Source organism: Komagataeibacter swingsii, assembly GCF_003207895.1.
GTDB lineage: Bacteria > Pseudomonadota > Alphaproteobacteria > Acetobacterales > Acetobacteraceae > Komagataeibacter > Komagataeibacter swingsii.
This window is the reverse complement of the sequence record NZ_NKUB01000049.1, coordinates 1-11,091: the sequence shown is the minus strand read 5'-3', so window position 1 is coordinate 11,091 and position 11,091 is coordinate 1. Positions and strand designations below refer to the sequence as shown.

Sequence of the window (11,091 nt, the reverse complement as noted above, 5' to 3'; positions counted from 1 at the left end):
GTCAATGAAGACCAGACGCGTGGGATCTATATCGGTCTGATATCGCTTCCAGAACCTGCGCTTGCGCGCGACGTCAGGCCGGTCCTGCTCGCAGGGCAGGCGCATGAATCCCACCACACGCCACACAACCGCTGAACACGCCGTTGACAACGAGGCTATATATCTGGGAATGACCCGCGGCAGCGTGCTGTCAGCCAGCCGGACGCTGCTGGCGGCTTAGTGCTGTCGCGACCAGTGCCATCGTTGCATTCACGCCCAGAAGCAGGGTCGACACCACAGCCAGTGACGGATCCACCGAGAGGACCGCGCTATCCCACATCTGTTTGGGCAGCGTCGTTTTCATGCCCCCTGTCACGAACAGGGCTACGGTCAGTTCATCAAATGACAATGTAAAAGCGAACAGGAAAGCCGCCAGCAATCCCGGCATGACCAGTGGCAGGATAATCCGGAAAAACCGTTTATACGCTGGCGCGCCCAAGGTGGCTGCCGCCCGGTCATATTGCGGGTCGTAATAACGGAACGATGCGGACAGACTCATGACACAATAAGGAATCGACCCGATGACATGACCCAGCACGATCGCCATGTCACTGCCAATCATGCCCCAGCCGGAAAAGAACCGGTACAGGCTGACACCAATCGCGATATGCGGTGTCACCAGCGGCGCCATAAGCACGAACATGATCACGGCCGCCTGCCGTCGTGACAGGCGCGCAAGGCCTACGGCCGCCAGGGAGCCAATGGCTGTGGCAATCAGGGCACTGATCACCGCGACCCGCAGCGACCGCCATGCCGCCGTTACCCATAACGGGTCATGCAGGACGGTACGGTACCAGCGGAGCGACAGTCCTTTCGGCGGCCAGTCGAGCAGATCCCCACTGGTAAACGAGATCGATACGAGAATCAGGATTGGCAGGAACAGGAACACGAAAACCGCACCCGAAAACATCCCGGGCAGGAAACGGCACAGGCCACCCAACCGCTCGATGACCCGGTCGGATCCATGGCCCAGAACCGACAGTACACGCTCCACACCCCCACCGGCGCGCGGCGGGAAAAAACTGAAAAGCCGCGATAGTCCACCATAACAGACAAAGGTTGCGACAATCATGATGACACACAGGCACGCCGCAAAATGCCAGTTGAGTGTCTGCTCGACCTCGGCAATGATCAACTGCGGCATCAGGATGTCGCCCGCGCCACCGAGCAGTTCAGGCACGATGAAAAAGCTGGACGCCGCCATGAACACCAGCAGGAAGCCGGCCGAAAAACCCGGAGCGGATAACGGCAGGACAAGGCGCCACAAGGCGGTGCCCGCACCAGCGCCCAATGTCATGGCCGCTCGTGGCAACACGGGGCTGATGGCCAGCATGACCGGCAGGACATTCAGCATGAAAATGGGCAGCAGGCTGTGCGTCATGCCTAGCAGCACGGCCCCCCTGTTATACAGGAAATGCACCGGATGGCTGATCAGCCCGATCCTGAGCAGAAAGTCGTTCAGCGCACCATGATAGCCCAGTATGACAATCCAGCCGAATGTCCGGGCCATGAAGCTGGACCATAATGGCAGGATGATCAGCAGCATGAGCCAGCGTCGACGAGACGCGGGCTGACCCGCGACAAAGCGTACAACCGGATAGCCAAGCACGGCGGAGAAACCGGCGACCACCAGCGCACACAAAAGTGTCGTACCCAGCAGGCGCACGAAAACCGGCACGGAAAAGAAACGCTGGTAATGGACAGGCGATAACGACCCGCCATTGTCCGTTACACTGCCCCAGAATAACTGGAACAGGGGCACAACAAAGAAAATCATCAGATACACGACGGCCGGGGCGAGGAAACCCGCTCCCACCAGCCGCGCGCGCATGGATGTGGATTCCGTCATGGGGCACCGTTATCCAGCAGGGCAACCGTATTGCTGGCATTCCAGCACACGCCCACTGTCGCACCGACGTGTACGTCAGCCATATCGCTGCCGGAGAGGGCATCCACCAGCAATGACTGGCCCCATGGGGCCTCGACCCTGTAACGCGTGGTTGTACCCATGAAGAGAATATCGGATACGGTTACATCAATACGATTATCTTCCAGGCCCGTACCCGGCCCGATCCGCATGTTTTCGGGGCGAACCAGAAAAGCGGATGGATCCGTCATATCCGCACGCGGCCCCGCCAGGAACGGCGCCTGTCCTTCCGCCATGGCAAAGCGCCACCCGCCATGATCGGACACAATCGAGACAGGCTTGAAAATATTGGATTCCCCCAGGAAACAGGCGGAAAAAACACTGCGCGGCCGTGCATACAGCCGTTGCGGCGTCTCAACCTGTTCAATCCTGCCATGGTTCATCAGGCATATCCGGTCGGACATGGTCAGGGCTTCGTGCTGGTCATGGGTTACGTAAACGATTGTCGTGCCCAGTTCACAGTGCGTGCGCCGTATCTCGTCCTGCAACTGGTCACGCATGCGCTTGTCCAGCGCCCCGAGTGGTTCATCCATCAAGATAAGGGAGGGCCTGTAAACCAGGCACCGCGCCAGGGCGATACGCTGCTGCTGCCCGCCCGAGAGGGCAGCAGGCAGGCGGTCGGCAACATGACTCAGCCCCACGACTTCAAGAATATGCTCCACCCGCCTGCGGATTTCACCGCCTGGCACATGGCGCTGCTGCAACGGGAAGGCAATGTTCTGGAAAATCGACATATGCGGGAACAGGGCGTAGTTCTGGAACACGACACCGATGTCACGCCGATTGGGCGGCAGGCGGGTTGCGTCCGTCCCGTCAATCCAGATAGACCCGCAGTCCGGTGTCGCAAGCCCTGCGATCATCATGAGCAAAGTGGTCTTTCCCGAGCCTGATGGCCCCAGCAGAGAGACGAATTCGCCCCTGCACACCGTCAGGCTGGTGGGAGCAAGGGCTGTAAAGTCACCATACTGCTTGCCTACGGCATCAATGACCAGTGCGTCGTGCTGTCCGTTCATGAGGCAAGCCACTCCAGAAATCGTTCCATGACCATATCCCGGTTGCGAACCCAGTACAGGCTGTTCGTCATGACGCCTTTTTCATGGTTTGAAGGATAGGTCGGCAGCGTTATGGCAATGGAAGGGTCAATATGGTCGTATGCTTCCGGTATGACCGGCCCGTTCGCCAGGAAGCGCGTCCAGGCGGCCTGCCTGCGGGCGTCACTGACAAAACTCAGGAAACGCCGGCACAGATCGACCTTGGGGCCGCCACGCAGGATCATCCAGTAATCGACACCCCATATATTGCCCTCCCACGATATGCCGACCGGCGCGCCGGCATGGGCGGCAATGGCGGCACGCGCGTTCCATATCGGCACCATGTCCACTTCGGCCGATGCGATCATGTTCGTGCCCTGCGCACCACTGGACCACCATGCCATGACATGAGCGCGAATACGGTCGAGGCAGCGGAAAGCCCGGTCGAGATCAAGCGGGTACAGATGCGCCGGATCGACCCCATCGCCCATCAGGGCCAGTTCCAGCATGTCCATGGGGTCGCGCCGCAACCCGCGTGCGCCGGGATAGCGCGTGGTATCCCAGAAATCCTGCCACCCATGCGGCGGTCTGTGTCCTAGCCAGCGATCCGTGCGCCAGGCGCAGACTGTTGAATAGACATCGGAACCGATGCCGTATTCGGTCCGATATTGCGGCGGAATGGTGGAAACAGCCGGATCATGATCCAGCCCATGCCGCTCCACCGCATTGTTATCAACCAGTTTCTGCAGGGCGGTACCGGTCATCGCGCCTGCTATATCCCACAGATAGCTGCGATCCTGAACCATCATCAGGATTTCAGCCGTGGGTTCGGCGCTTGATGTCACGGGCAGGACATTGATGCCTGTCTCACGGGTGAAGGGTTCATAAAATGCCTGGGTCCAGCCCGCACGAAAGGACCCGCCCGGGTCGCGCAGTACAATCGTGTTTGACAGGTCCGCCCCCATCGCGCGCGCGGCAAGGCCACAAGTTCCCAATGCAGCCATACCGCCCATAAAGGCACGCCGGCCCGCAATCCTCTTCACCATGGGGCCTCCGTATCAGGAAAACAGGGCCGTGCGATCGATCAGCCCCTGGGCATACATCATTTCCGTCGTTTCCCCGATCCGCCGCAGGGCCGCCTGATCGGGATCGAGCAGGGGAAGACGCACACCGCCAATATCAGCACCCGCCATGCGGAACATCGCCTTCATCGGGCCGGGATTCACATCGGAAAAAATGGTATCCAGAACAGGCAGCAGCCGACGCTGCGCCGCTATGGCGGCCCCGGTCTCGCCCTTCGCTGCCAGTTCATACATCCTGACCCAGTAAGCAGGCAGAAGGGACGCGCTGGCAATAATGCCCCCGCATGCGCCGAGCGCCATATGGGTCGGGAACAGGCCATCCTCGCCACTGAGCAGGGCAAAATCGGCACTGACACCAGCCGCAACCTCATTGAAATGCGCAACATCGGTGTTACATGCCTTCATGCCCACGATCGCGCCATCCGCTTCCAGCGCCACGATGGTCTGCGGCGTCAGGCCTACGCCCGTGCGGTAGGGAATGTCATAGGCAAGCACGCGGTTTTTTACATCCCGCGCATAGGATGCAAAGTAACGACGCATGCCATCCTGGGAACCGCGTGCATAATAAGGTGTAATGACCAGAAGCCCGTCGGCGCCCACATCGGTAAAGGCCCGACCGGCATCAACCGCATCGGCATAACCGGTGGACAATACCCCCGCGACAACCGGCACCCGGCCAGCGGCGGCCTTTACGGTCGTTGCCACCACACGCTGCCGTTCGCTAGCGGACTGGGCCGTATATTCACCTGTCCCGCCAATGGGCACGATGCCGCTAGCACCCTCCCTGATGAGAAAGTGGACAAAGTCTGTCAGTCGCGCCTCATCTATCGCCCCATCGGGCTGCATTGGCGTGGGAATGGCTGGCATGATGCCACGAAAGAGCGGTTTAGGCATTCGATCCCCCGGTTAAGGCAACCCGTGGCTGCGGCAGGTCTTTCAATATAATTATTCTTTTATCAGAACATTTTCCACTATGATATAATTATTTTGATAAATTAACGAAGACAATGTAGCCTCTGCACACAGCCTCCCCTGGCGGCAGGCAGGATGACAGAATCCGGGACCACAAACGTGACTGATCAAACCATTTTGCAGCGTGTTACCCAAATCGTCGGGCCTTCCAATATCCTGACCGGCACCGACATGGATCCCTTCGTGACCGACTGGCGCGACCGTTACCATGGCAGGGCATTGTGCGTGGCGCGGCCTGGCAATGTACAGGAAGTCGCGGCCCTGATGCAGCTCAGCGCAAGGGAGGGGATTCCTGTCGTGCCGCAGGGCGGCAATACGGGTCTGTGTGGCGCCGCTACGCCAGATGACAGCGGGCAGGCCATGGTCATCCGGCTTGACCGCATGAACCGCATCCTGGCCATCAGCGCCCTTGATTCCATGATCCGGGTGGAGGCGGGGTGCGTGCTCCAGACCCTGCAGGAAACCGCGCGCAGGCATGGCCTGTATTTTCCCCTATCCCTCGGGGCGGAAGGGAGCTGCCAGATCGGCGGTAACATCGCAACGAACGCAGGTGGCACCAGTGTGCTGCGTTATGGCGCGATGCGCGACCTTGTTCTGGGCCTGGAAGTCGTGCTGCCCGATGGCACGATCTGTGACTGGCTTTCACCCATGCGCAAGAACACGACAGGCTATGATCTGAAGCAGCTATTCATTGGCGCGGAAGGCACGCTGGGGCTTATTACTGCCGCATCGCTCAAGGTCTTTGCGGCACCCCGCCAGTGCGTGACCTGCATGCTGACGCTGGATACGGTCGAGCAGGCGTTGGATATCTTCGCACGGCTGCGCGCCACGCTGGGGGAACGCATTTCATCCTTCGAGATCATGAACAAGACGCAGGTGGATGTCGTACTGCAGTACACACAGGGCAACACCTATCCCTTTGCCACGGTTGCGCCATGGAGCCTGCTGATCGAAGTGACCGACACCCTGCCCGGCACCGACCTGCTGCCGTGCGTGGAGGACGCGCTGGCCGCCTGCATGGAAAATGACCTGATGACCGATGCCGTCATTACCGCCAGCGAGGCGCAGGCCCAGGCCCTGTGGCGCCTTCGGCACAGCGTATCGGAAGGCAACAAGACAGCAGGGATCAGCGTTGCCCATGACACCGCCGTGCCGCTGAGCCGTCAGGCCGATTTTGCAAGATTGACACAGGAGCGCCTGCGCGCCGCCTTCCCCCATGACCCGATGCCCATGCTGGGCCATCTGGGTGACGGGAACATTCATGCCGTCGTGATCCTGAACCGCGAGGAGTATGCCGATGATGACCAGCGCAAGGCCGCCATCCGGCAGATCAATGATATCGTTGATGACGTAACGCTGTCGCTCGGCGGGGTCATCAGTGCGGAACATGGCGTGGGGCAGGGCAATGTCCGCCGTCTGCTGGCAGGGCGGGGCGAAAACGATGTCCGGATGATGCAGAAGATCAAGATGGCCTTAGACCCCGACTGGCGCATGAATGCCGGCAAGTTGTTCGCCCCGCCGACTGACGGTATATCCTGACACCAGCAGGTGCCATCCATCCTTAAAGGACATACCCGTTTCATGCATACCGGTCTGGATAATGCCACGGACATACCCCGAACCGAGGCCTGTGACATTGGTCCACGGATCCGTCAGTTACGATATGAACGGAACTGGACGCTGGCACAGGTCAGTGAACGGACCGGCCTGTCCCTGTCGGCCATATCCAAGATTGAACGCGGCGAACTGTCTCCCACCCTGGCCAGCCTGAACAAGCTGGCCAAAGGCTTTGAAATCGACATTGTCACGCTGATCTCCATGACCGGCGCGAGTACCCCTTCTTCTGGCCGCCGCACCATCACCCGCGCTGGCGAAGGACTGCATCATCTGACAGCAACCTGCGACAATACATGGCTGGCATCCGAAATCCGCAACAAGCGCATGCTCCCCATCCACACGCATGTCATGGCGCGCGATCCGGCTGAATATAGCGAGTGGCAGACCCATAATGGAGAGCTGTTCGTCATGGTTCTGGAGGGCACGCTCGTCATTCACTCAGAACTGTACGAAGTCGTGACCCTGGAAAAGGGCGACAGCATTTATTACGACGGAAAAATGGGCGTGAAATGGACATCCGCCGGCATGCATCCCGCCGAAGTCATCTGGGTTTACGCCTGAATACGGCAATCGGGCAAAGGACATGTTATTTATTTGTAATGATATATGCGCCGCCTGAACCGTTCTGCATCTGACGGGCATTGGCCCATCTGGTAGATGGCGTGGAATGGATGATGGGCACGACATATCATGACTGTAGCGCACCAACAGGTTTGGAACTGCGGGACATACGATTTGGAACCCCACAGAACACATTCTTAGAGAGGTATAAGAGGTCGATCAGACCTCTTTTTTTATATCCTGCTGGTCAGGCATAGGGTCAGCGGGTTCGGCTGGCAGGACAGGACAGGATAGGACGGCAACGGTTCAAACTGCCGTGGTGGCCGTCCATCGCTGGCATCCAGTTCATGCACCAGCAGTCGGGCTGCGATCGCCTGGGCATAGACTTCCTGTATCACATCATCCCGCGCCCATAGCTGGCGCGTCAGCACGTCAATGCGCTGTATGTGGTCAGCAATCAGTTCACGGGTCTAAGGGCAGGTCATTCCATGACGCGGAATGGCTTCCGATGCGATAAATGTGCTTATCGGAGAGCTTCATGATTCCTCGCTACTGTGATCGAGCAGCCTCGGCTGCAATATGCGCGGCGAATGACGCCACGAACGATTTCAAGCTGGTGAGATCCGACATGTCTTCATACTCACCAGTCGTTACGGCCGAGCGCGGCGACGCCAAAACACATGCAGCGGTATAGAGGCTTTCAAGCGCAAGCTTCTTGCAGAGGATATCGTATCGATCGAGATACGAGGCACCCCTGAATTCCTCGAAAATTGGGAAATGCTGCGAAGATTCACGCTTAGAGGGTCGACGTGACTTGTCAGCGTCTTCCACCATCACAAGCCAACCTACGAAGGGGCGGGCTGTGTCAGTGCCAAATGAAGGACCAACGTGGCTCTTCATCTCGACTGCGGCAATCAACCTGCCATCAAGAATCACGAGGATGTCCCAGAGCTTTGTTGGCCGGAAAAAGCCCGGCAGCGTTAGAACACTGCGCCGACGATAAATCTTAGCATGTGCCAGCCCATTTGCCTGCACAAGGTCGATCATCAATGCTGTGAACCCATCCATCGTGTTGCCGGCAGTGACCGCGCCACGCTCACCAGTATCTACCGTTCCAGCTTCAATCTTGGCTTCAAGTGCTTTCTGACGATTACCCCAAAATGCCATCGTTGCATTACGGGCTTTCGCCTCATAATCCGTTAAATCCAGACCCATTACTTTTCATCATCCTCAAGTGTAACTCTGTCCTGAACGGACAATCCGTATAATTCAAAAGCGAGTTTGTTGCATGCCTCAGCGTCGCCCGCTTTAGCAGCCTTTTTGAGAGCTTGTCGCATCTTCGGAGAGACGTCCTTCCAGTCAGGCAGGCGAATGCGCCTCAGATATTGCGCCTGAAACCGAAGGTACCCGCCGCGCATGCGCGTTGAGTAGGTCGCGACAAACAGCCTTGCAATGCCGGAAAGAAGCACCGCCTGAAGAGCGCGCATTTCCCAAGTGTCCGACGTGATAAAATACAGATTATGGTGAGGGTAGAGACAGCCTTCTTCGTAGACAATGTGGGGTGCCCCTTTAATATCGGGAATAAGTAACTTGGGCTTGCAGACTAGTTCGGGGTAAATCCTATCGATAGTCCGATACCAATTTTCCGGAGCTTTCCGGGCTACATGCCGCGCAGCAATTTGATCGCGCCGTGCATTAAGATAATGTTTTAGCTTCGGAAATTGGTCGAGCTTCACAAGCTTACCGTCATCGCCAAATGGATTGACTACTCCAAGACCACGCCATTTTACGTTTCCGTCCATAATATCGCGCGTCATCACGAGCGGCAACTTACGACTGGCCTCCACATCAAGCCCGTCAAACTCTCCGATAAACGCTTTATCTGCTCCAGTCGCAACGCCAATACCGACTTTGCACCCCACATCCTCGATAAGGGGAAATTTTGATTCGATCTTACGCACCAAAGCCAAGCGATCCGAGGATTCTATAATCCATGGCTCTGAACCCGACGTAAAAGACTGCAATTCCTTCACGCCGGAATCCGACGAAGGCTTTTGCGCCGAGCAAAGAATAGCGGCAAGTTGTGCTAAAAAACTTTTAGAAATATCCGGCCTATGGGCGATGCGTGTGTGCCCAGATTTCTCACGGCCAATAATAGTGATCGCAGGATATGCTACAACCTCCTGATGAAAGGCTGGAGTATTCACCATATCTACATAAATACTAAGGTGGAACCCGTCCGCGACCATTTCACGAAGGGGACCGCCGTAACGGTTCTTCATCCAACGATCAGCGCAGATAAAACCGAGCTGTCCCTTTTTCTCCAGCAGGCTCAATGAGCGCTCGATAAATGGAATATAGATATCAGCGCGGTCATATATAGTTTGATAACGTGCGCGATATTCTGCCATGAGCACGTCAGGGATAAGTTCCTGCCGCACATATGGTGGGTTACCGACAACCACATCGAACTTGCCCGAAATGGGCATGAGCAGGAAATCACCTTGCACGAGCCATTGATCGGCAAGGTTTTCGGCATCTCTCAGCCCAACATCGGCCGCGCGCAATTTCTGGACAACAAGAGCATGGGTTCGATCAAATGATGCCTGGTGAAGTTCCACCGCCCGAATTGCGTCAATCAGAGAATTGAGTGCAGCGCCACTCCGCTTCCACGCGACGAGCAATCGGTCAATTGACGGAAGAAGGAAATCGCCAAAACCGAAAGATGGCTCCAATAACCGAAACGTGTGAAGGGGCGCTGAGGCATCGTAGCCAACGAGGTCGAGAATGAATTCAACGACTTCGCGCCGCGTGAAAATCGCTCCACGCTTTTCAATGCCCGCATTTGCCATCGTATCCAGTGCTTCAGTGACCGAGCATAAATTGGGGAGAGATGGCTCACGCAGTACGGTCGCAAGATTGATCTTCGCCATTAACTTCCTTGATGTCCGTTTTGCCATCGCAAGCCTGAATCTCTTGTGCCTGATCGGAAGCCATACGTCGATCAGTTTCGGTCCAAGGTAAGCATCCGACGAGGACCACAGGCATGCGTCAGGCCGCCTGTGTATGATTGGCGTGACGGGTGTTTTTCCAGTTCCAGGGGAGCAGTTCGTGCAGGCGTGAGACGGGCTGGTCGTTGATCCGGGCGAGAACGTCGGCGAGCCAGGCCTGGGGATCGACGTCGTTGAGCTTTGCGGTGACGATGAGGGAATACATATCGGCCGCGCGCTGGCCGCCCCGATCGGAACCGGCGAACAGCCAGGCTTTTCTGCCAAGGGCGATGCCGCGTAGTGCGCGTTCAGCGGCATTGTTGGTCAGGCAGATCCGTCCGTCGGAGAGGAACCGGGTAAAACTCTCTGGCCTGCGCAGGATATAGGTCATGGCTGTGGCAACGGGGGTCTTCTTCAACAGGCGGGTGCAACTTTCGCGCATCCAGGCGAGGAGGCCATCGACCATGGGAGCGATGCTTTCTTGTCGCACAGCGAGACGCTGCGCCGACGTTGCACCATTGATGGCGCGCTCAGCCTCAAAGATTGCGTCGATCCTGCGCACGGCCTCCACAGCAAGAGGTGCGCGGCCGAGTTCGGCCAGCCTGAACAGGCCGCGTCGGGCATGCGCCCAGCAGCCCGCCGGCATGACGGGTGCCGGTTTGCGGTCGGCGTCGAACAGCCGGTTGTAGCCGCCATAGGCGTCGGATTGCAGGATACCGCTCCAGCCATCGAGATGCTCCGTGGGATGTTCGCTCTTGCGGTCACGGGAGTAACGGAACCAGGCCGCGGGCGGTGCGGGGCCGCCGAATGGCCGGTCATCGCGCACATAGGTCCACAATCGCCCGGTCACGGTGCGGCTTTTCGCCAGCACC

The 11,091-nt window shown here is 57.8% G+C and carries 10 protein-coding genes; 2 read left to right on the top strand and 8 right to left on the bottom strand.

What is annotated here, in order from left to right:
* Positions 1 to 190: 190 nt before the first annotated feature.
* The 4 genes from CFR76_RS16545 to dapA are packed head-to-tail and all read right to left on the bottom strand — an operon-like array spanning position 191 to position 4,973.
* Positions 191 to 1,888, bottom strand: a complete 1,698-nt coding sequence (locus CFR76_RS16545) for an ABC transporter permease subunit (protein ID WP_110557896.1) — start codon at positions 1,886 to 1,888, stop codon at positions 191 to 193.
* Complete coding sequence (locus tag CFR76_RS16540) at positions 1,885 to 2,979, bottom strand: ABC transporter ATP-binding protein (RefSeq protein ID WP_110557895.1); 1,095 nt, start codon at positions 2,977 to 2,979, stop codon at positions 1,885 to 1,887. The genes CFR76_RS16545 and CFR76_RS16540 overlap by 4 nt, the downstream gene beginning before the upstream one ends.
* A complete protein-coding gene (locus CFR76_RS16535; protein WP_110557894.1) occupies positions 2,976 to 4,043 on the bottom strand; it encodes an extracellular solute-binding protein in 1,068 nt (355 codons plus the stop codon). Before CFR76_RS16535 ends, CFR76_RS16540 begins: the two co-directional genes overlap by 4 nt.
* Before the next feature lie 12 nt (positions 4,044 to 4,055).
* Positions 4,056 to 4,973: a 4-hydroxy-tetrahydrodipicolinate synthase gene (gene dapA, locus CFR76_RS16530; protein ID WP_110557893.1), complete on the bottom strand. Its 918-nt coding sequence runs from the start codon at positions 4,971 to 4,973 to the stop codon at positions 4,056 to 4,058.
* Between the two features lie 177 nt (positions 4,974 to 5,150).
* Between dapA and CFR76_RS16525 the strand changes: the two genes are divergently transcribed.
* Both CFR76_RS16525 and CFR76_RS16520 read left to right on the top strand, forming a co-directional pair.
* The gene (locus tag CFR76_RS16525; RefSeq protein WP_244191992.1) at positions 5,151 to 6,590 is read left to right on the top strand and encodes an FAD-binding oxidoreductase; all 1,440 of its coding nucleotides are present in this window, start codon (positions 5,151 to 5,153) and stop codon (positions 6,588 to 6,590) included.
* A 42-nt stretch (positions 6,591 to 6,632) separates the two neighbouring features.
* Positions 6,633 to 7,229 carry a helix-turn-helix domain-containing protein gene (locus CFR76_RS16520; RefSeq protein ID WP_110557891.1) on the top strand — a complete coding sequence of 199 codons (597 nt, stop codon included), beginning with the start codon at positions 6,633 to 6,635 and terminating at the stop codon, positions 7,227 to 7,229.
* 233 nt (positions 7,230 to 7,462) lie between these two features.
* Here the strand turns inward: CFR76_RS16520 and CFR76_RS16515 are convergent, their stop codons facing one another.
* The 4 genes from CFR76_RS16515 to tnpC all read right to left on the bottom strand — a co-directional run.
* The gene (locus CFR76_RS16515) at positions 7,463 to 7,660 is read right to left on the bottom strand and encodes a hypothetical protein (RefSeq protein WP_110557890.1); all 198 of its coding nucleotides are present in this window, start codon (positions 7,658 to 7,660) and stop codon (positions 7,463 to 7,465) included.
* 118 nt (positions 7,661 to 7,778) lie between these two features.
* On the bottom strand, positions 7,779 to 8,444 hold the full coding sequence (locus CFR76_RS16510) for a PaeR7I family type II restriction endonuclease (RefSeq protein ID WP_110557889.1): 666 nt from the start codon (positions 8,442 to 8,444) through the stop codon (positions 7,779 to 7,781).
* Positions 8,444 to 10,162: an Eco57I restriction-modification methylase domain-containing protein gene (locus CFR76_RS16505; RefSeq protein WP_110557888.1), complete on the bottom strand. Its 1,719-nt coding sequence runs from the start codon at positions 10,160 to 10,162 to the stop codon at positions 8,444 to 8,446. Before CFR76_RS16505 ends, CFR76_RS16510 begins: the two co-directional genes overlap by 1 nt.
* Before the next feature lie 118 nt (positions 10,163 to 10,280).
* A partial coding sequence (tnpC, locus tag CFR76_RS16500) for an IS66 family transposase (RefSeq protein WP_110557887.1) occupies positions 10,281 to 11,091 on the bottom strand: 811 nt, incomplete at its 5' end.

Coding starts and splice junctions, on each gene's coding strand:
- CFR76_RS16535 (WP_110557894.1), bottom strand. CDS start 4,043: ATGGTGAAGAGGATTGCGGGCCGGCGTGCCTTTATGGGCGGTATGGCT.
- CFR76_RS16545 (WP_110557896.1), bottom strand. CDS start 1,888: ATGACGGAATCCACATCCATGCGCGCGCGGCTGGTGGGAGCGGGTTTC.
- CFR76_RS16510 (WP_110557889.1), bottom strand. CDS start 8,444: ATGGGTCTGGATTTAACGGATTATGAGGCGAAAGCCCGTAATGCAACG.
- CFR76_RS16520 (WP_110557891.1), top strand. CDS start 6,633: ATGCATACCGGTCTGGATAATGCCACGGACATACCCCGAACCGAGGCC.
- CFR76_RS16540 (WP_110557895.1), bottom strand. CDS start 2,979: ATGAACGGACAGCACGACGCACTGGTCATTGATGCCGTAGGCAAGCAG.
- dapA (WP_110557893.1), bottom strand. CDS start 4,973: ATGCCTAAACCGCTCTTTCGTGGCATCATGCCAGCCATTCCCACGCCA.
- CFR76_RS16505 (WP_110557888.1), bottom strand. CDS start 10,162: ATGGCGAAGATCAATCTTGCGACCGTACTGCGTGAGCCATCTCTCCCC.